The organism is Acinetobacter sp. AS167 (assembly GCF_037152175.1).
Classification (GTDB): Bacteria; Pseudomonadota; Gammaproteobacteria; order Pseudomonadales; family Moraxellaceae; genus Acinetobacter.
This window is the reverse complement of sequence record NZ_JBBCMP010000012.1, coordinates 78,191-98,062: the sequence shown is the minus strand read 5'-3', so window position 1 is coordinate 98,062 and position 19,872 is coordinate 78,191. Positions and strand designations below refer to the sequence as shown.

The window sequence follows — 19,872 nt, the reverse complement described above, 5'->3', positions numbered from 1 at the left end:
TTTTCTCCATTTACCTCATGCTAATCTGACGTAAAATGTAATAAAACAGTACAAAGGAAAATCTTTATTTCATTTTGGAAATAATGATAGAAGGGAAGTAGATGGACAGACTTACGAGCATGGAATTATTTGTGGCAGTTGCTGAGTTAGGAACTCTGAATAAAGCTGCAGAGAAACTGGATATTTCAAATGCCGCAGCAACGCGTCATATTACTGCACTAGAAACCCGTTTAAATGTAAGATTAATTGAACGAAGTACAAGACGATTAGCTTTAACAAATATTGGAATTGAATATTATAAAAAGTGTAAGTCATTTCTAGCAGAGCTAGATCAAAGTGAAGCAGAAATAACCTCTTCAGCGGTTGAACCTGAAGGTACGGTAACAATTACCTCATCAATTTCTTTTGCTATTATGCATATTACGCCTTTAATACCAAAATTTAATAAGCTATATCCTAAAATAAAAATAAATATAGTCGGTGCTAATCGTTACTATGACATTATAGATAGTAATATTGATATCGCCATTCGTACTAGAGAGTTTGAGCCAGATTCTAATTTAACAATTAGAAAACTTGCTACTACCCATCGAATTCTTGCAGCATCTTATGATTATATAAAGAAAAGAGGTAAACCAAAATCAATTGAAGAACTCGAAAGTCATGATATTTTACTATACAGCCATGCAAATAATCCGAGGAATTTGAGTTTTCAAAAAGGAGATGAAATCAAAAACTTTGCAATAAATCCTATTCTTGAAACAAATGATGGACAAATTGTGAGGGCTGCTGCTTTAGGTGGTTCTGGAATTTTGATTCAACCTTTATATATTATTTATCAAGATATTGTAGAGGGGAGATTAATTCCAATCTTAACAGACTGGAAGCTACCTGAACTTACTGTAAATATCGCATTTCAAAGTCGTCAATTCATGCCTATCAAAAATCGATTGTTTATTGACTTTTTAATAGAAGACTTTAAAAACAAAGAATATGAAAGATATTGGAATAGCATTCAGTAATATATTGATTTTAATTATACTATTTAAATTATGGACTATTGAAATAGAGATTATTTCAATGATGAAATAATCTTTTCCTTAAAAGCTCTTTATACACATAAAAGAAAAAGCTAATTTGCATTCATTAGGAGTATTAACGAGATTTTACAGGAGTTAAATCGTGCAGAAAGAGAAATTAAAAGTTGCTTTATTAGGGATTACTCACCCTCATACCTCCGGGCGTGTAAAAGCATTACAACGCCGGGATGATGTTGAAATATATGGTGCCGCAGATGATAGTGAGTTATTGGGTTCTTTCTGTGATGCTTTAAATTTAGTAGAGCGTACTAAAGAAGAAATTTTGAACAATCCTGAAATTGACATTATTTTAGTACATTCTAAAAGCTATGAAATGGCAGATTTGACTATTGCTGCTTTAGAAAAAGGTAAAGCTGTTCTAGTTGAAAAACCTGCGGGACGAGGGGTACAAGATACTCAACGCATTGTCGATACTGTAGAAAAATATAATGGCTTTGTTCAGGTTGGGTATTGTTGGCGTTTTGCTCCCTCTATCAATGTAATGCAAGACTGTTTAAAGCAAGGTAAGATTGGTAGAGTCTTACAAGTTCGTGCGCATGCTGGATGTTCACATAATGAAGCAGAAACAGCTCATATGCGTCAACCAGGTGATTTAGGTGGTGCTTTTTTTGTCATTGGTTGCCACTTATTTGATCGAGTTATTCATCATTTTGGTATGCCTAAATCTGTGAATGCTCGAATTACCAAATTTGATGGGTTCAAAGGTGAAGAAGCACGAGAAGATGCTGCTGGAGCAATTTTAAATTACGATGATAAAATTGTAGTCGTTGATTTTATGTCTTGGGATGTATTACCTTGGACTGAAAGCTGGGATATGACTGCTTACGGAACAGAAGGTATTATGTCATCTCGTTCATTACCTTCATCTTATAAGCTTTACCAAACAGGTAAAGTGGAAGGAACAATACAAGGTTGGACAGAGTGGCATGAAACAAGTTTCCCTGAAATTTGGGCAACAAAGAAGACAGAATATTCACCAGAAATTGCAGAAATTGGTAATCCAATTTATTTTGATCGTGAATTAAATGCATTTCTTGATTCATATTTAAATAAAAAACCTTCTCAGGTTCCTGCAGTGCAAGCGCATAATATTTCTATTCTATTAGCAAAATTATTTGAATCAGCAGGAAATAATGGAACTGAGGTTTTTTTATAATTAATTAGTATAAAAAAAGACAGCCATGGCTGTCTTTTTTTATTTCTACTGTGAAAAAGTCATTTGCTCAAACAATGATATAAACCCTATAAAGATTTTTTTATATTTATAAATATATGTATCATGGATGAGATAATTATATGGAAAAAAAACGCCACAAAATAGCAATCTGGAGGATTATCCGCAATAGAGGCATTATTATCTAGTACAGATATAGGTGTAATTTCGGGTGCTTTACCTTTATTAAATAAAGAATTTAATTTGAATCCACTATTGAAAGGATGGATTGCCAGAACATTGATGGCTGGGGCTGTATTAGACGAATTAATTGCAGGACAAATTTTCAAAAAATAGGGTAGAAGAGCTGCAACCCTGATTTCTTCGATTATTTTTTGGGTACTTGTTTATCTTATTGTATTCACTCAATCAATTACAGTATTAATTAATGGGGGAATTGGTATCTCTTCTTTTGCAGCATCGCTATATGTGTCCGAAGTCGCTCCTAGAACAGTTGGGGGTAAAGCAATTTCTATCTTTAATTTCATGATCACTTTTGACATTTTAGCCACATTCTTCCGTAATTGAATGTTTAGTTTCTTGAAAGTTGAAGGGAAATGTTTGTCGTTCTTTTTGTGCCCGCTATCATATTATTTGTTGGAACTTTTACAGTGCTGAGAAGCCCAAGATGCTTAGCATTAAAAGAGCGAAATCAAGAAGCTTTAACCGTCTTAAAGAGGATTAGGGCTACTGGTCAAGAAGCAGTAATGGAACTCAAAAAAATATATGAAACTATTGCTAAAACAAGTGAGAGTAAAGGTTTTTAATTATTTCTTTCTAATAAAAATTTTAGACGTTCAATCGGATTAGGGGGGAGCTTGTATGCGATTGGGCAATTTACGGGCATTAGTATTGTACTTGTTTTTTGCCCCTATATTATTTGAATTAGCAGGTTGTGTTTGACTTCAAAATCAGTTGCTATCAACTGTTCTATTGGCTGATGTAAAAGTTGATTCCAATGCTTTTGCATCTATGATTATTGATAAATGTGGCCGTAAACCAATGCTATATGGTGGTTTTAGTGCCATTGAAGTGAGTCTAGGTTTTGTCGCATATGGTCTTTTTAATAATATTCCAATATTTGTGCTATTGAGCTTAGTTCTATTTATGATTGGCTTTTCATTTTCAGGTGGGCCTGTCGTTTGAATATTAAGTTCTGAAATTCAGCCTTTGTAAGATCATGATTTTAGGATTGATTATTCGATATTAATTTGTTGATTTTAAGATATTTTTTTGGTTGTAGCAGCACAGTTTGGTGCAGGTGAAACTTTTACTTTTTTAGCGATATTGAACCTTTAATTTTTAGTATTTTTTACTATTTTGTTGCAGACACAAAAATATACCGCTAGAGCATATTGAGAAAAACTTACTGGATGGAAAACCGCTCAAAGACCTAGGGGGAAACTATTAAACTAATTTTGAATTGAATGATTTAAATTTATAAGCATGTATAGGTAAGTGATTATATTACAGTGAGATATGATGATGAATAAAGAGATTAGAGTTGTTGCTAAATTGGTCGTTCAAAGAAATCAGATTCATAAATTTATTGAAGAATTTAAAGAACTTGTGAATCAGAAGTGAAAAGAAATCGGTTGTTTAAAATATGAATTACACCAAGAAATACATGACCCTGCCACATTGATATTTTTTGAGAAGTAGAGAACGAAGGATGATCTAGATAAATATTTGAAAATTTTTTTTTATTTCCTGTTTTAAAAATTAGGCAGTATGGTTGAGCGCAATGATACTCATATTATCGAAAAAAATTAATAACCAAATTTAGCGTTTATTTTTATTTCGTATGAATGGATAGATAGATAAGAGAAAGTACTCATATTTTTAATATTGTCAGAAGTTTACGTAATGAATTTAATTTATATCCTATTGTCATTATTAGGTGGTATTGCACTATCTATCCAAGCTGCAATTAATAGTAGATTAAGTGTAGATATTGGCGATCAACTGATTATTTCTGCACTTATTTCTTTTGCAGTTGGGGGCGTCTGCCTATTTGTTCTGGCATTACAGGCTGATTGGCATAGTCTGAATCAGAATATTAGTTTACAGCCTTAGTGGAGTTGGATAGGGGAAGAGCTAGGTGCAAGTCTTATCTTTACGTCTGTTTTCTTGCTTCAAAACAAGGAATAATAAATACGATATTTCTTTTCATTAGTGGAAAATTCGTGACAGGGATAGTGATTGATAGCCAAGGGTTAGTCCAAATGCCAATACGAACTGTATATTGGTAGAAGTTTGTTGGGATGGAGGGCATGTTTCTTGTTTTATTTTTATTTATGTTTGGGGAGCGTTGGCTAAAAAGAACTTAGTTTTATGGTGTTTTTTTGTTCTCTTCCCATAAAAATCCTTAATAGTTAAATGAGAGACTCTTCTCATAAAGAGCAGTCTCATTAAAAATTATTTTATAGAGTTTTGAGTGGACTTTTCTATCATAAAGGCTATTGCTAAGATCAGCAATCCACCTAAGCTGAATATTGAACCTATCCAAATTGGTGAAAGCCATCCCAAATGGTGGTTGATCGCCCATCCACCTAAAAATGCTCCGAGTGCATTGGCTAAATTAAATGCAGAGTGATTGAGTGAAGCTGCTAAGCCTTGTGCATCACCTGCCACATGCATAAGTCGCATTTGTAAGGTATTACTCAATCCAATAATAACCAGACCAATAAAAAATAAGCCGATAATGGCTGTATAAAGATTTTTCATTAGAAAGCACACACAAATAAATGTTAATGCTGAACTGATTAAAATACCAACAATGGTTTTATTAAGATTCTTATCAGCAAAATGACCTGATAAAAGTCCACCAATGACCATACCAACTCCCCAAATTGCAAGTGCCATAGGCACAACGGTAATATCAGCTAGTGTATATTCAGTCAAAATTGGAGAAATATAACTATAAGTTGAAAACATCCCCCCAAAGCCAATAGCAGCAACAGCAAGCGTTAACCACATATTGATATTTTTAAGTCCTGCCAATTCATTTTTGACACTTGCCGTCTTATGGACAGAGATATTAGGGACAAAAAATATAATTGCAATTAAGGTTATAACAGCGATAGTCGCTGAAAATTCAAATCCAGCACGCCAGCCAAATTGTTGCCCCATCCAGGTTGCCAAGGGAACCCCAACCACCGTTGAACTGGTTAATCCCATCATCATTAAAGCAACTGCTGTGGATTGTTGTTTAGGATTTGCAAGTTGAGCAGTTACCAAGGCGCCCACCCCAAAGTAGGCTCCATGAGGAAGCCCTGCAATAAATCGGGATAATAATACTGTTTCAGGTGCATGCGCTAAAGCTGTAAAAGCATTTGCTACACCATAAAATAACATAAGTATAAGTAAGAGCATTTTGCGAGGAAGTTTAGCACATGAGATTGCTATGATAGGTGCTCCAATGACCACCCCTAAAGCATAAGCACTGATAAAATGCCCAGCATCAGGGATAGAAACCTGTAGATCTTTTGCAATTTCCTGAATAAGTCCCATAGCAACAAATTCAGTTGTACCGATACAGAATCCACCCATTGCAATGGCGAATATAACCCATAAGAGAGAATATGACGAAGCTGGATGAGTATTCATAAGTAGGAAAGCCAATAATAAAATTGAAGTTAGTGAAGTAAATAAAAAAAGATCTAAGACTTGGTCTTAGATCTTTTTTGTGTACATTTGAATGATTAACTATAGAAGTCAAAACCAGTTGTTAAACCGGCATCTGCCATTAGATCGGCACCTAATAGTGCACTTGAACCTGAAGATAATAAGAATAGAATCGTTTTTGCAACATCTTCTACTTCAAGAATCTGGCCGTATGGCTGACGATTTGCACGTTTAGGATGGAAGCTTGGATCGTTTACCGATTCAACATGACGTTTGAACAAGCCTGCCATCATTGGCCCTGGGCTCACAATGTTGACTTTAATGCCATCACGAGCATAGTCTAGTGAAGTGGTACGAGCAAGTTCACGGACAGCTGCTTTTGAAGCAGAATAAATTGGTAAGCCTTGTTCACCAAACGTTGCACATATACTGCCGATCAAAACAATACTACCTTGTTTGTTTGGTAGCATTAATGGTAAGGCAGCTTGAAGCGCTTGAATTGTGCCTAAAATATTTACGTCAAATACTTTCTTAATACGATCTGGTGTCACATCAAGAATACGGTCGATATCTGTCACTGCCGCACAAGGTACTAATCCTACGTGCTTAAAATTACCTGCTTTTACTGCACCAGTCAGGGTAACCCATGATTCAGGATTTGTAATATCGCCTTGGAAATGTTGATAATGATCTAATGCATCTAAAGTTGCTGTTTTTCCAGCAATATCTAGACCAAAAACTTTTACATTTGCTTGAGTTAATGCAATTGCCATAGCTTCACCAAGACCTGAAGATGTGCCAGTAAGAATTACTGCTTCAGGCATGTCAAATGTAATTTGTTGGGATAGACTCATTTATAAAACTCCATTTTAGATTAATTTTAGATTAGAAAAGTTTTCTTTAATTTCCTAAGTTTTATTTTAAATTGAATTCTTTATTTTAAAAGAATATTAATTAAAAACAGTTTTTCTAAAAATGAAAACATACGATTAAATATCTTGTAAATGGTATTTTATAGAATAGGAAATTTAATATCTTATAAATAAAAACCCAATAGTTATAAAAGAACTATTGGGTGGATAATTAATATTATACAGTTACAGAGTTAAATGCATTTATTGTAGTTTCATAAGCATTTTTTGCCATTTCATCAAGGGGTAAAGTACGATGATCTCGCGAAATTAGTTCAACGCCATAATAAGGTTGATTGAAACCCGCTTTTTTAATTTCATTCAAGAATAGAGGAATATCATACGAACCTTGGCCACATAGCATCCGATGGTGTGTAGAATCATTAAATAAGTCAATCTCAATTTCCTCTGCTGCATCGTTTAATTCAACAGATTTAATAAGATGAGCAGGAACAGTGCTAATTTTTTCGAAATCAATATTGCCACGTGCTAAATGCCAAATGTCTAAGCATAAACCGCCATTAGTATCGCCAGTATCTACGATCTTTAAACCATCCTCGAGAGTTGCTAAGCGAGAGAATGGCATAATTTCTAAAGCTACATTTGCATTAACTTGAGCAACTTCTTTACATAATTTTGAAAATTCGTCAGACATTTTCTCTAAAGAGTTTGGTGAATTTTCAAATGGTCGTGCTCCAATTTTAAGGTTACACATACCCAATTCAGCACCAAGCTCAATCATTTTAGAACGTTCATAGTCAGATACCTTTCTAGCTTCACCATCCAAATACCAATCGAGTAAAATTTCAAGTTCAAAGTATTTTATATCATTGTCTTTTAATATTTGACGAAGAGTTGCTGTACTCGTTTTTTCGAGATTTGCTTGCAGATCACTTAAAACTAATCCGATTCCTTTCCAACCTGCTTTAGATGCAGATTCTACACGTTGTTGTAATGAAAATGGGCTAATTTCTGTCGGTGCACCAGGATATACGTTTCCAGCTAATGTCCAATATGCAGCTAGTAAATCTGGTTTATTCATGAGATTTTCCTTTAATTCATGTCTGAAAGTGTTTATTTAAAACGAACGTGTTTATAACCAGTAAGGTCTTGAGTAACTGCACACCAGCAGATAAGTGCGTAACAGATAGCAGGAACAATAAATGCTGTTGAAATACTTGTGATATCTGATAAGTAACCCATGACAAGCGGTAAAATTGCACCACCAACAAACATCGTCACCATAAGAGATGCTGCCATTTGAGATTTTTTACCTAGACCACGAACGCCCATTGAAAAGATAGTTGGATATAAAGTTGATTTGAACAAGAAGATACAGATAAGTACGACAACAGAAATATAGTCATAACCTAGCATTACAAATAGGCAACCAATCACGCAGACAGAACTGTTAAAGATTTGGAGTTTTCGAGGATCAATACGCTTCATGATAAAGATGCCTAAGAAGCGGCCAGTCATATAACAGAACATTGCCATTGATAAGAAATAAGCAGCTTTACTTGGAGTAATTCCATGCCAATGCTCAATCACATAGTTAATGAAAAAAGCACCGATACCAAAATGTGCGCCGTTATAGCAAAATTGGGAAAGCATAGCTTTACGCACATTCTTAATTTTTAATAAAGGAATATTTTCATAAACAGTATCTTCTGGGCGAGGAGCAATACTATTTTCATCTTCATTATTTGTTTCTGGTAACTTAATCGAAATAATATATCCGATGACACACAACACTAGAATAGAAAGCACAGCGTAAGTCATTGTTGCAGGCTCAACATAAAAGCCTCCCACAGTTCCCGCCGGAATAAAAAATACGGCTCCACCTACTAAAGGACCACACATTCCCCCCATACCGCCAAATGCCTGCGCCATAGTTAAACGGCGAGTTGCATCTTTAGGGTCACCTAATTTAGTAGCATATAAATTACAAACAATTTCTAAGCAGGCCAAGCCAGTCGCTAAAATAAAGATTGCGGTTAGAAAGGCTGAAAAAGTTCCAATTTGAGCAGCAGGAACAAAGCCCATACAACCTATGGCGAACAGCATTAATCCCACAATAATTGAGTTTTTATAGCCATATTTTTTCATAAGCAATCCCACAGGAATTGCAGATAAAAAATAAGCGCCTAAATATGCTGTTTGAACAAATGCAGATTGGCCATGTGATATATGGAAAACATCCTGAAAATGTTTATTCAATACATCTAGTAATGTGTGTGAAAATGCCCACATGAAGTTAAAAGCTGTAACAATGATCATTGTCGCTTTTAACGTAATTGCTTTCTTGTTTACTGGCGCAACTGTAATTTTACTAAAACTCGCATCCATTGCTAGTTTCCTTGCAAATGATATATAGCCCCTCGAAGAAATACGCTTAGAGCATATTTCTTGAGCTATTTAATTAAGTCGTTAAGAACCTTACTCTTAAATAAGAAATAACTTATGCAGCAAGTGACTTTGTTGGACCTTCTGCATTTACGGTAATAGCTTTATTACTTTCTACTGATTCCATTGCACAAACTGCTAAATAAAGCGCTTGGAGTCCATCGAATAAATTGGTAGGGAACTCTTGTCCTTCCACTAGGCTGGATACAAAGATATTAAATTCATTTCTATATGAGCTCGTGTAACGTTCTAAGAAGAAATTTAATAGAGGCTTTTGTGAGCTAGTGAAATCGTGAGTGTATTTTTTCAGGGTAGAAGGGCGGTGGTTCTGAGTTTTTAATAAACCTTGAGAACCAAGTACCTCAATACGTTGATCATAACCATAGACAGCCTCACGACAGTTATTGATGATGCACTGTTTACCTGATTTGGTTTTCAATGTAATGCTGCAAGTATCGTAGTCATTAATACTCGCTAGTTCTTCATCTACTAGACGGCTTGCTGTAGCAAAGATTTCAACTGGCTCTTCACCGAGAATATGTCGGGCCGTATCAAAATCATGAATTGTCATATCTTTGAAGATACCACCTGAGGTCTTCATATATTCGACGGGTTGCATACCAGGATCACGACTTGTAATAATAACTTGGCGAATCTCACCAATTTCGTTGTTCAAAATAGCATCTTTAATTGCGATTGTATCTTCATCAAAACGGCGATTAAAAGCGAGCATTACTTTACCATTATGACTTTGAATTTCTTGAACTGCTGCAATAGAACGTTCAAAATCAAGATCAATTGGCTTTTCACAGAGAACAGGTTTTTTACGTTTTACTGCATGTAACATTAAGTCAACATGTAAATCTGTTGCCGTTGCAATTACAACAGCATCAACGTCATCTCTATCAATTGCTTCGTAATAGTCATAACATGCTTCACAATTAAGTTCATTGGCAAGCTTTTCCACACCCTCTTTCCATGGGTCTGCAATGAGTTTCAATTCACATTGCGAATTAAGAAAAGCGCTTTTAGAATGAATTTGAGCAATACGTCCTGCGCCTAAAATAGCAACTCTCAACATTTCTTACTTCCTTTTAGAAAATAGGTAATCATGAAAAATACCCTGTTGATAATTAGGGTATACAAGCCGTTTTTGAAAAAGAATAGCTATTTCTAAAAACACTTTTTCATTTTTGAAATTACCAGATTGCATTCCATTAGCATTTTTATAGGCAGATTAAAACCCTTTATTTTTCCAGATTATGCAAAAGACATTTTCTAATTTGACATTTTTTTCCAGTTTTTGCGCTCCTATACTTCAAAACAATTGATAAGAACCATCCCCCAACAAATGAATGTTGGAAAAATTGATTAGTGAGTAAGTGCGACAGGAACGTCGTAAATATAAGGGAGAAGTGAGTTTGATAACTTACTCAAAAGACAAATAAATTTATAGTTGTTAACCAAGTGTCTTAAGGCATCTAATTTGATGCTTTCAGGCTATCTTTTTTCAAGCGATCATGCAGATTTTGAATGGAATTAAAGATATCTGCAGATAAAAATTGTGCTTAATTAAGTTAAAGGAAAATGAAAATGTATAAGACTCTTTCTACTTCTATAGCTGCGATAGCTTTAGCAACATTTGCTAATTGTACTTATGCCGCAGGTGAGTTAATTGGTATTGCTATGCCAAACAAAACAGAAGCCCGCTGGATTATGGATGGAAATAATATCGTCAATAATCTTAAAGCTAAAGGCTACAAGACGGATTTACAGTATTCAACTTATGATGTGCCAACTCAGATTTCTCAGATTGAAAATATGATTACGGCAGGTGTTAAAGTCCTGATTATTGCTCCAGTAGATGGGACAACCGTTTCGAATGTAGTACGTAAAGCAAAACAAAAAGGTATTACTGTAATTTCATATGATAAATTGATATTGAAAACCAAGGATGTTGATTATTATGCAACTTTTGATAATTTTCAGGTAGGTGCACTTCAAGGTATTTCGATTGTTAAAAAACTTGGATTAGATAAAGGTAAAGGGCCATTTAATATTGAGCTTTTTGCTGGTTCTCTTGATGACAATAATGCTCATAAATATTATGCAGGTGCAATGTCTGTATTGAATCCATATATCGCCAAAGGCAAGTTGGTGGTACGCAGTAAACAAACTGATATTAACAAAGTTGCAATTCTACAATTTGATGGTGCAAAAGCCCAAGCTCGAATGGATAACCTGCTCAGTGCTTTTTACGGTGGTACCCATGTAGATGCTGTTTTAGCACCCAATGATAATATTGCAACAGGTATTATCTCTTCGCTCAAAGGGGTTGGTTATGGTCGTCCTAATCAGCCTATGCCTGTTATTACCGGTCAAGATGCTCAGATTGCAAATATCAAAGCCATTATCCGCGGCGATCAAACATCAACCGTATTTAAAGATACTCGTTTATTAGCCAAAGCAGCAGCTGATATGGTTGATGCAATTGTCACACGTAAATCTGTTCCGGTTAATGATACAAAATCTTATAACAACGGTGTCAAAGTCGTGCCGACTTATTTAGCGAAGCCTGTTCTAGTTGAGAAGAGTAATTGGAATGCGGCACTTGTAACATCAGGTTACTACAAAGCAACTCAACTGAAATAAGTTATTCAGTCATCACTTTCTGCAAGCTTTTCAGAAAGAAAATAAGGCTATTAATTTGGATAAATGCTGGTCAGGTTGCTGATCAGCAGAGGGTTGCTGTATGGAAACAATACTTGAAATGCGTGGCATTAAAAAGAGTTTTGGACATGTTCAGGCACTAAGTCACGTTGATATGGTAGTTAAGACTGGGGAGATTCATGCAATTTGTGGTGAAAATGGTGCTGGTAAATCGACCTTAATGAAAGTTTTGAGTGGTGTTTACCCTCATGGCTCATTTGATGGTCAAATTTTATATCAAGGTGAAGTGCAAAAATTTTCTAATATTCATGACAGTGAACAACGAGGGATTATCATTATTCACCAAGAGTTGGCATTAGTGCCGATGCTATCTATCACCGAGAACATTTTTTTAGGTAATGAACAGTCCAAATTTGGTGTGATTGACTGGAATAGCTCTTATAACAAAACCAAACAGGTGCTTGCTAAAGTTGGTTTGTTGGATTCACCTGATACACTTGTTAGCGATCTTGGCATTGGTAAACAACAATTAGTTGAAATTGCTAAGGCATTATCAAAACAAGTGAAACTATTGATTTTGGACGAACCAACAGCCAGTTTAAATGATAATGACAGTGATCGGTTATTAACTCTGTTATTAGAGCTGAAGTCGCAAGGTGTCACCTCAATTATTATTTCACATAAATTAAATGAAATATCTAGAGTTGCTGACAGTATTACCATTATACGGGATGGAGCATCTGTTGATTATCTGAATTGTCGTACTGAAGAAGTCAGTGAAGATCGAATTATTAAAGCGATGGTTGGTCGTGACATGGAAGACCGTTATCCAAAACGAAGTTCTCAAATTGGCGAAGTTTTATTTGAAGTCAAAGACTGGTGTGTTGATCATCCAAACCACGCTGCACGTGAAGTGATAAAAGGAATTAGTCTTAATGCACGTAAAGGTGAAATTGTTGGGATTGCGGGACTGATGGGTTCAGGTCGTACTGAATTAGCAATGAGTATATTCGGCAAATCTTATGGCAAAAATATTCGTGGTACGGTTTCAATTCATGGCAAGGCTATAGATGTATCAACGGTTCGAAAGGCTATTGATAATGGTCTGGCTTATGTCACGGAAGATCGGAAAGGGTATGGTTTGTTGCTTGATGAAAGTATTAGAAAAAATACCCCTTTAGCTAATCTGTCAGGTATTTCTAACCATCTAGTGACGAATGAGCATCAAGAAACCAAAATTGCAAAAGAGTTTCGAAACAAGCTTAGGATTCGAAGTGCAGATGTGGAACAACATACTGGCAATTTGTCGGGGGGGAATCAGCAAAAAGTAGTGATCAGTAAATGGTTATTTACTGCACCTGACGTACTTATTCTTGATGAACCTACACGTGGTGTGGATGTGGGTGCAAAGTATGAGATTTATACGATTATTGATCAGGTTGCCCAAGAGGGTAAATGTATCGTGATGATCTCATCCGAGATGCCAGAGCTATTGGGGATGTGTGATCGGATCTATGTCATGAATGACGGGAAAATTGTTGGGGAGTTTCTGGCAAAAGATGCAAGCCAGGAAGCCATTATGCGATCTATTATGAAGAATGGAGAAAACTAACATGAGCAATACGGACATTTCTAATCCTACTATTAGTTCTGGAAGTAAAAAAAATAATACGAATATATTGGCACAGGGTTTACGCGAGTACGGTTTATTATGTGCCTTGCTGATTATTGTAGTATTTTTCCAGATCGCAACAAATAACGTTTTATTACAACCGTTAAACTTAACAAATTTGATTTTGCAAAATGGTTATATTGTCATCATGGCATTAGGTATGCTCATGGTGATTGTGTGTGGACAAATTGATCTTTCTGTTGGCTCTGTGGTTGGATTTACTGGAGCGATGGCTGCCAGTTTAATGGTCACACATGAAATGTCTTTTATCCCTGCAATGATCTTATGTATTCTTGCTGGTGCTGTCATTGGAGCAATTCAAGGCTATTGGGTTGCATATTGGGCAGTTCCCTCATTTATTGTGACATTAGCAGGCATGTTAGTTTTTAGGGGTTTAACTCTGATTTCGCTTGATGGGCAATCTGTTGGACCATTTGAAGATAGCTTTACCATCATTAGTACGGGGTTTATTCCTGATTTCTTTGGTCTTGAAAGTCTGCATGTGACATCTCTACTTTTGGGTGTTGTCGTGAGTGTGGCTTTTTTTGTGATCGAATTACATCAGCGTAAACAAGCTGTACAGCATGGTATTGATAATGGTTCGATGGGCATGTTTGTAGTGAAGAACTTGGTATTAAGTGCAGTCATTATAGTTTTTTCTTATTTGTTAGCATCTTCTCGTGGTATGCCAACCGTTTTGATTATTATGGGCATTCTGGTTGCGTTATACACTTTTATTATGAATAGAACGACAATAGGTCGTCGTATTTATGCGGTTGGTGGTAATGCAAAAGCTGCGAAACTTTCTGGGATTAATGCAGAACGTGTCATTTTCTTTTCCTTTGTAAATATGGGTATATTGGCTGCATTTGCAGGACTTCTTTTTGCAGCTCGTTTGAATAGTGCAACGCCATCGGGTGGTTATGGTTTTGAATTAGACGTTATCGCAGCCTGTTTCATTGGTGGTGCGTCAGCTTCTGGTGGTGTTGGTAAGGTCTTTGCAGTAGTCATTGGCGCATTTATTATGGGTGTTATGAACAATGGTATGTCGATCTTGGGAATTGGCGTTGACTATCAACAAGTTATTAAAGGATTGGTATTGCTCGGTGCAGTACTGATTGACGTTTATACAAAAAATAAAGCTTAAGCAATAGACCCTTGAGATTGAATATCATATTTCAAGGGTTACGGATTGATGTTTAAATAACAGCAGTAGAAGTATGCCCTTAACCATTTTCAGAAAATCCAGAAAGAGTTGCAGCAATCAGTTCAGGTTTTAAATTAAACATAAATATAGATGGAGGTAATTAGCCTCGATCTATATTTTTATTACGATTTATTTCTTTCAACACACCAAGTTAAATTTACTTGGATAAGAAATTGACGGGGAGAGGAGCAGGGCTTGAGCTTTCAGTGAAGCTAAGTAGAGTTAAAGGCCTTTTTAAATACCGGCAATCAATGTCATTTTGGAGTGCTTTATCAATCCATTATTATCCTAAAAACATCAGATTGAATATTTAAAAACTAAGAAAAAAGTAGGTAATGCTCTTTTTTCAGTCTTTAAGCCTAATCCACGTTTATTCTCGTTCAAGTAGCGAAATTCCAATATAACCTATAAATGTCAACTTGTTGCCATCTGAACTGAGCTTTACCTTGGTAAGCCTTGCCTGTCTCTGGATCAACAACAATGGCATTAATATATTCATTTGAATTTTCTGAATCTGGTATTAGATAAGATACCTAAACTTAGAAGTAACATATATCGTCGTACATTTATTTTTTAATAGGCAAGAAAACACTTTTATTTGCTATTGAAAGTCCCAACTAAATGCAGCACAAATCCAATTAGAAAATTCATCTGCTAAATGCATTTGATGACCGGAAATGATTGATGGAAGAATAAGTAATGGATACTCAACAGTTAATCTTGCTCTAAATCCATTTTTTTCATTACGGAATTGATGTCTAACACCGCCTATTGCAAGACCATCCGATGATCTAGCGACACCTGCAATTTGTAAGGGAAATGATGGATCAATTTCAGAACGTAGGCTCGATAAATCTTCATAATCAATATAGAACTTTGCTACTAAAGGTGAACCACCATTAGTTTCTATAACTTCCTGAAGGTCTTTATTTGTTGCGATGACGTAATGATCTGGGGTACCTGCAAGCATAGTAGTTTCATTATTTGTTTTACCGCATTGTTCAAACCATTCAACAAATTGTTCTGCTTGTGCATTTTCAACAAATATTTCTGTAATGCTATAACGTCTTAGACCAAAAGACAGCCAAGCTGTCAATTTTGCAAATTGATCAGAAAGCATAAGTTCATTCTTCAGAATTTTTTTGATTCTCTTTTGACCAAGCTCAACCTTTCGTTCAAGTAATTGATGTCTTAAAGACATAATATTCTGACTTAAAGGCTTAGATCCTAATTTTTTTAAAACGATATTAGCTCTTTTCGTTTCCCATTTTATGATGTCTTCATTCGCTACTTTTTGGTCGTTAATATAGACATGAATGTTAGAATGCATAAGAAGATTCCCTTTAATAAACCATAAAGCAACTATAGTTGCTTTATGGTTTGGGGTAAATATATTTGGAGAAATTTTAGATGGATGGTCATGCTTCTAGTTCGGAATCAAAAGTAATTAAACAAAGTCGACCAGGTGGTCGGGCTGAAAGGCTGGTTTTGGCTATACATGACGCAACTTATATTCTTCTTCAACAAACTAACTTTGAAGAAATCGAAATTCCAGATATTGCAAAATTAGCAAATGTAAATAAAACAACAATTTATCGTAGATGGCCCACTAAAGTGGATCTTATTTTAGACGTTGTTTTGACACGCTTGAAAGTAGACATGGCTTTACCTGATACAGGATGCCTAATTGATGATTTGAATATATTTCTAAAAATGATTGCCTCAACTATAAGTACACCGTTTACATTGAATATTTTACGTGCACTTTTAAATCAAAGGGATGAAAATATTATAAATGCTAGAAAACAGTTCTGGGATGAACGTTTCTTGCTTGCAACACCATTAATTGATCGAGCGATTCAAAGAGGCGAACTCGCTGAAACAACTCAAGTAAGGGAGTTTTTTGAATGGGCTGCTTCTCCACTATTTTATAGAGTTGTAATCATTGGTGATTCTGTTTCAGATGAGGATATAGAGTTAATCGCACAGAGAGCTATATTAATATTTAAAAAAAATAGATAAATCATTGTGATTGATGCTTTTAAAACAGAATAATGTAAAGATATCTGTCTGCTAATTACATCTTAAAATATTGAATAGCAAATAAATCCTTTTTAGGGTTTAATGATACGATACGTTTCGTATTTAAGTGGTTTGATTCTATGAGTCTACGGTCAGTAATTCTTCTATTAACTTTAATGTGTGGCGGGATGTTAGCATCTGGTCAATTGTATATTAGCCTGCCTATAATTGATGATATTGCCAAACACTATTCTATTAGCCCAAATTTGGCACCACTGATAGGTACTTCGTTCGGCTTGTCTTATGCTTTAGGCTTCTTGATATGGGGACCAGTATCAGACCATTATGGGCGCTATTTATCTCTATTAATTGGTGTTGCATTAACATGTTTAGCAACAATTGGAACAGCTCTGGCTGGGAATTTTTCCTTAGAAATTACATTTAGGATTTTACAAGGGCTGAGTGCAGCAAGTATTCCTCCAATAGGGTTAGCTCTACTAAGTGAAACCTTACCAATAAATATGCGTTCTATCGGCTTAGCTTTAATGAGTTTCTCCTTTATTGTCGCAGCACCCATGTCTCAGCTTTATGCAAAAGTGGTGGGATTAAATTTTTCTATGCTCATGCTTTTAGGGGCGGGCTCATTTGTGATATGTCTTTTGAGCTTGATGTTTATAGGATCGAATCATTTTGCTAAACATATACGTCAGACATATTCTTTAAAGAATAATTTTAAGACCTTAATTTCTAATCCAATGATCATTACAACTTGGGTAATATCAATCACGATTCTATTTAGCTTTGTCGTTTTCCAAACTCTATTACATCATTCAATGAAATTATATGGATGGAATGGAACAACTGTTACTATCCTCACTGTAGTTGGAATGTTTGCAAGTTTTATCGCTGGTTCAGGTATACAGAAATTTGGCGGAATATTTATGGCATGTTTAGGGATGTTTTTTTCTGCTTCAGCCTTGCTAATTATATGTTATTTCAAACCTTTATTTGGATTTGCAATTATTATGCTCTCTAGTGGAACAGCAATTACTTTGCCCAGTATTATTTCAATCATATCAATACAAGCAAATAGTTTCAGTCGGGGAATGGCGATTTCAATTTACTCATTTGTTATTTTTCTTGGAGCTAGTTTAGCGCCAATTTATGTACAACTTGTTAAATTAAGTGCCCATAATTTGCTTCTCGTCCCCATAGTCTTATTATTTTTGAGTATTCTACTGTTAAGTATAGCTCGGTTAAGGGCTCAACATTTAAGTGATGTGAACGAACATATGAAAGGTGAAGGTGTATAAATGTCCGACAATAGCTTAGGAATGCGACGAAGAACTCAATCACATGAAGCTATCCTGAAAGCAACTTATGAACTGTTGAAAGAAATTGGATTTCAAAACCTGACAATAGAAGGTGTGGCAGCTAGAGCCAAAGTTGGAAAAACAACAATTTATCGTTGGTGGAACAGTAAGGGGGCATTAGCAGTTGAATCATTCTTAAAAACGATTGAACCCTCTATTCATTTTGAGGAATCAACTTCTGCACGAAAGGATATCAGCCTGCAAATGAGTAAGCTAGCAAATGTATTCGAGAGTAAAGAAGGTGTGATTATTAAAGAAATATTAGCAACTGCACAATTTGATAAGGAAACCTTATCTTTGTTTCAGGACGGTTTTCTTACACCACGACGTTTAGCTGCAAAACAGATTTTGCAGAAAGGTGTAAATAATGGTGAATTTAAAGCAGATATTGATTTCGAGCTTATATTAGATGCTTTGTATGGACCTATTTACTATCGTTTATTAACAGGTAGTCCTTCGAATGATATTTTATTTCTAAGGACTATCGAAAATTTTGTGATGAGTACACTCGTTTTAGATAAATAAAAAGCTTAAGTAGTGATACATTTATACAGGATCGTACTTGTTATGGAACTTATTGATTCTTTGAGGCTTTGTTGCACAAAGATTTAAAATTAAAGTTCCCCTAAGTTATCTAAATTTAAGATACAACTCGGGTATGAGGTCTTCCTAAATCCGTGAATTTATTTAATACTGCTACACGTGCATGAATCTCATTGACCTGACTTTGAAAATGTCTTGCAGTCAGTTTATCCCCTAATAATTTGACGCAATGCATCTTGGTTTCAACCAAACTTCGGCGATGATAGCCAGACCAGTTTTTCCATAGTGTCCTACCCAAATGTTTAACTGTTCGAAGCAGTTTATTGCGTTCTAACGAGCTAATCTTTGTATCTTTCCAAGGTTTAGCATTTTTTCTGGGTGGGACTACTGCATGAGCTTGCCGATCGGAAATCACTTCTCGACATTGTTTCGTATCATAAGCTCCATCAGTATAAACGGAATCAATTGGTTCAGCTGGTGGAATCTGATTAAGTAAATCACCGAGTACCTGGGAATCACTGACGTTGTTTGTAGTGAGCTGAACTGCACGTATTTGCAGGGTTTCAGCATCGATACCAATATGTAATTTACGCCATTGTCGACGATATTCAGGCTGATGTTTCTTACGTTTCCACTCACCTTCACCTAAAAATTTCAAACCAGTAGAGTCAATGAGTAGATGGAGTCCACCACTACTTCTTTGATAGAAAATCGAAATATCAATATGCTTTTGTCTTCTACAAAGGGTGGAGTAATCTGGTGCAGCCCAATCCAAGCCAAAAAGTTGAATGAGACTTTGAACAAAGCCAGTGACCATACGTAAAGACAGACGGAATAATGATTTAATCATTAAACAACATTGGATTGCTGTATCTGAATAGGTTTGATTTCGACCTTGTTTGCCATGCGGTTGTTCATACCACTGAGTATTTGGATCAAACCAAATGGCAATATTTCCACGATTAATGAGAGCTCGGTTGTATGAAGACCAATTAAGAGTACGGTAAACTTTAGGGCGAGGCTTATTCATTTGAAAATTATAGTGTGGAATCAGCCTTTAGAGATAGGTTTGTGCAACAAAGCCCCTTGAAATTAAAAATAAAAAAAGTATGTGGCTAAAATTATTAA

The 19,872-nt window shown here is 35.4% G+C and carries 19 protein-coding genes and 1 pseudogene; 13 read left to right on the top strand and 7 right to left on the bottom strand.

What is annotated here, in order from left to right; all coding sequences use genetic code 11:
- Positions 1-101 precede the first annotated feature (101 nt).
- The 7 genes and pseudogenes from WFN33_RS16830 to WFN33_RS20475 all read left to right on the top strand — a co-directional run bounded on the left by WFN33_RS16830 (position 102) and on the right by WFN33_RS20475 (position 4,565).
- Positions 102-1,022: a LysR family transcriptional regulator gene (locus tag WFN33_RS16830; protein ID WP_336954153.1), complete on the top strand. Its 921-nt coding sequence runs from the start codon at positions 102-104 to the stop codon at positions 1,020-1,022.
- A gap of 160 nt (positions 1,023-1,182) precedes the next feature.
- A complete protein-coding gene (locus WFN33_RS16825) occupies positions 1,183-2,256 on the top strand; it encodes a Gfo/Idh/MocA family protein (protein WP_336954152.1) in 1,074 nt (357 codons plus the stop codon).
- Between the two features lie 366 nt (positions 2,257-2,622).
- Positions 2,623-2,841, top strand: a pseudogene (locus WFN33_RS20480) (MFS transporter); the annotation flags it as partial.
- 29 nt (positions 2,842-2,870) lie between these two features.
- Positions 2,871-3,080, top strand: coding sequence for an MFS transporter (locus WFN33_RS16820; RefSeq protein WP_336954150.1), 210 nt, complete (start codon positions 2,871-2,873; stop codon positions 3,078-3,080).
- A 148-nt stretch (positions 3,081-3,228) separates the two neighbouring features.
- Positions 3,229-3,459 (top strand): MFS transporter, encoded by a 231-nt coding sequence (locus WFN33_RS16815; RefSeq protein ID WP_336954149.1) that lies wholly within the window; start codon positions 3,229-3,231, stop codon positions 3,457-3,459.
- 720 nt (positions 3,460-4,179) lie between these two features.
- Positions 4,180-4,389: a DMT family transporter gene (locus WFN33_RS16810; protein WP_336954148.1), complete on the top strand. Its 210-nt coding sequence runs from the start codon at positions 4,180-4,182 to the stop codon at positions 4,387-4,389.
- A complete protein-coding gene (locus WFN33_RS20475) occupies positions 4,389-4,565 on the top strand; it encodes a DMT family transporter (RefSeq protein WP_419328798.1) in 177 nt (58 codons plus the stop codon). Before WFN33_RS16810 ends, WFN33_RS20475 begins: the two co-directional genes overlap by 1 nt.
- A 166-nt stretch (positions 4,566-4,731) precedes the next feature.
- On the opposite strand, the gene WFN33_RS16805 is transcribed toward WFN33_RS20475, so the two are convergent.
- The 5 genes from WFN33_RS16805 to iolG form a co-directional block, all read right to left on the bottom strand.
- Entirely contained in the window at positions 4,732-5,922 is a 1,191-nt protein-coding gene (locus WFN33_RS16805) for an MFS transporter (RefSeq protein WP_336954147.1), read from the bottom strand.
- A 95-nt stretch (positions 5,923-6,017) separates the two neighbouring features.
- Positions 6,018-6,794 carry an SDR family NAD(P)-dependent oxidoreductase gene (locus tag WFN33_RS16800; protein WP_336954146.1) on the bottom strand — a complete coding sequence of 259 codons (777 nt, stop codon included), beginning with the start codon at positions 6,792-6,794 and terminating at the stop codon, positions 6,018-6,020.
- A gap of 235 nt (positions 6,795-7,029) precedes the next feature.
- Entirely contained in the window at positions 7,030-7,893 is an 864-nt protein-coding gene (locus tag WFN33_RS16795; RefSeq protein ID WP_336954145.1) for a sugar phosphate isomerase/epimerase family protein, read from the bottom strand.
- Between the two features lie 32 nt (positions 7,894-7,925).
- Complete coding sequence (locus WFN33_RS16790) at positions 7,926-9,200, bottom strand: sugar MFS transporter (protein ID WP_336954144.1); 1,275 nt, start codon at positions 9,198-9,200, stop codon at positions 7,926-7,928.
- 112 nt (positions 9,201-9,312) lie between these two features.
- Positions 9,313-10,338, bottom strand: a complete 1,026-nt coding sequence (iolG, locus tag WFN33_RS16785; protein ID WP_336954142.1) for an inositol 2-dehydrogenase — start codon at positions 10,336-10,338, stop codon at positions 9,313-9,315.
- 512 nt (positions 10,339-10,850) lie between these two features.
- On the opposite strand from iolG, the gene chvE reads away from it, so the two are divergent.
- From chvE to mmsB, 3 genes are all read left to right on the top strand, one after another.
- The gene (gene chvE / locus WFN33_RS16780; RefSeq protein WP_336954141.1) at positions 10,851-11,909 is read left to right on the top strand and encodes a multiple monosaccharide ABC transporter substrate-binding protein; all 1,059 of its coding nucleotides are present in this window, start codon (positions 10,851-10,853) and stop codon (positions 11,907-11,909) included.
- Between the two features lie 100 nt (positions 11,910-12,009).
- Positions 12,010-13,539, top strand: a complete 1,530-nt coding sequence (gene mmsA, locus WFN33_RS16775; RefSeq protein ID WP_336954139.1) for a multiple monosaccharide ABC transporter ATP-binding protein — start codon at positions 12,010-12,012, stop codon at positions 13,537-13,539.
- Between the two features lies 1 nt (position 13,540).
- The gene (gene mmsB, locus WFN33_RS16770) at positions 13,541-14,746 is read left to right on the top strand and encodes a multiple monosaccharide ABC transporter permease (protein WP_336954138.1); all 1,206 of its coding nucleotides are present in this window, start codon (positions 13,541-13,543) and stop codon (positions 14,744-14,746) included.
- 661 nt (positions 14,747-15,407) lie between these two features.
- Here mmsB and WFN33_RS16765 read toward each other — a convergent pair.
- Positions 15,408-16,136 carry a hypothetical protein gene (locus WFN33_RS16765; protein ID WP_336954136.1) on the bottom strand — a complete coding sequence of 243 codons (729 nt, stop codon included), beginning with the start codon at positions 16,134-16,136 and terminating at the stop codon, positions 15,408-15,410.
- 80 nt (positions 16,137-16,216) lie between these two features.
- Between WFN33_RS16765 and WFN33_RS16760 the strand changes: the two genes are divergently transcribed.
- The 3 genes from WFN33_RS16760 (at position 16,217) to WFN33_RS16750 (ending at position 18,726) form a co-directional block, all read left to right on the top strand.
- Positions 16,217-16,828 carry a TetR/AcrR family transcriptional regulator gene (locus WFN33_RS16760; protein WP_336954135.1) on the top strand — a complete coding sequence of 204 codons (612 nt, stop codon included), beginning with the start codon at positions 16,217-16,219 and terminating at the stop codon, positions 16,826-16,828.
- 140 nt (positions 16,829-16,968) lie between these two features.
- Positions 16,969-18,141, top strand: coding sequence for an MFS transporter (locus WFN33_RS16755; RefSeq protein ID WP_336954134.1), 1,173 nt, complete (start codon positions 16,969-16,971; stop codon positions 18,139-18,141).
- A complete protein-coding gene (locus WFN33_RS16750; protein WP_336954132.1) occupies positions 18,142-18,726 on the top strand; it encodes a TetR/AcrR family transcriptional regulator in 585 nt (194 codons plus the stop codon).
- A gap of 115 nt (positions 18,727-18,841) precedes the next feature.
- On the opposite strand, the gene WFN33_RS16745 is transcribed toward WFN33_RS16750, so the two are convergent.
- Positions 18,842-19,774, bottom strand: a complete 933-nt coding sequence (locus tag WFN33_RS16745) for an IS5 family transposase (protein WP_336954131.1) — start codon at positions 19,772-19,774, stop codon at positions 18,842-18,844.
- Positions 19,775-19,872 lie beyond the last annotated feature (98 nt).

What these genes read in the sequence shown, in the direction of transcription:
- WFN33_RS16830 (WP_336954153.1), top strand. Translation starts at nt 102, where the DNA reads ATGGACAGACTTACGAGCATGGAATTATTTGTGGCAGTTGCTGAGTTA.
- WFN33_RS16820 (WP_336954150.1), top strand. Translation starts at nt 2,871, where the DNA reads ATGTTTGTCGTTCTTTTTGTGCCCGCTATCATATTATTTGTTGGAACT.
- WFN33_RS16810 (WP_336954148.1), top strand. Translation starts at nt 4,180, where the DNA reads ATGAATTTAATTTATATCCTATTGTCATTATTAGGTGGTATTGCACTA.
- WFN33_RS16805 (WP_336954147.1), bottom strand. Translation starts at nt 5,922, where the DNA reads ATGAATACTCATCCAGCTTCGTCATATTCTCTCTTATGGGTTATATTC.
- WFN33_RS16800 (WP_336954146.1), bottom strand. Translation starts at nt 6,794, where the DNA reads ATGAGTCTATCCCAACAAATTACATTTGACATGCCTGAAGCAGTAATT.
- WFN33_RS16795 (WP_336954145.1), bottom strand. Translation starts at nt 7,893, where the DNA reads ATGAATAAACCAGATTTACTAGCTGCATATTGGACATTAGCTGGAAAC.
- WFN33_RS16790 (WP_336954144.1), bottom strand. Translation starts at nt 9,200, where the DNA reads ATGGATGCGAGTTTTAGTAAAATTACAGTTGCGCCAGTAAACAAGAAA.
- iolG (WP_336954142.1), bottom strand. Translation starts at nt 10,338, where the DNA reads ATGTTGAGAGTTGCTATTTTAGGCGCAGGACGTATTGCTCAAATTCAT.
- chvE (WP_336954141.1), top strand. Translation starts at nt 10,851, where the DNA reads ATGTATAAGACTCTTTCTACTTCTATAGCTGCGATAGCTTTAGCAACA.
- mmsA (WP_336954139.1), top strand. Translation starts at nt 12,010, where the DNA reads ATGGAAACAATACTTGAAATGCGTGGCATTAAAAAGAGTTTTGGACAT.
- mmsB (WP_336954138.1), top strand. Translation starts at nt 13,541, where the DNA reads ATGAGCAATACGGACATTTCTAATCCTACTATTAGTTCTGGAAGTAAA.
- WFN33_RS16765 (WP_336954136.1), bottom strand. Translation starts at nt 16,136, where the DNA reads ATGCATTCTAACATTCATGTCTATATTAACGACCAAAAAGTAGCGAAT.
- WFN33_RS16760 (WP_336954135.1), top strand. Translation starts at nt 16,217, where the DNA reads ATGGATGGTCATGCTTCTAGTTCGGAATCAAAAGTAATTAAACAAAGT.
- WFN33_RS16755 (WP_336954134.1), top strand. Translation starts at nt 16,969, where the DNA reads ATGAGTCTACGGTCAGTAATTCTTCTATTAACTTTAATGTGTGGCGGG.
- WFN33_RS16750 (WP_336954132.1), top strand. Translation starts at nt 18,142, where the DNA reads ATGTCCGACAATAGCTTAGGAATGCGACGAAGAACTCAATCACATGAA.
- WFN33_RS16745 (WP_336954131.1), bottom strand. Translation starts at nt 19,774, where the DNA reads ATGAATAAGCCTCGCCCTAAAGTTTACCGTACTCTTAATTGGTCTTCA.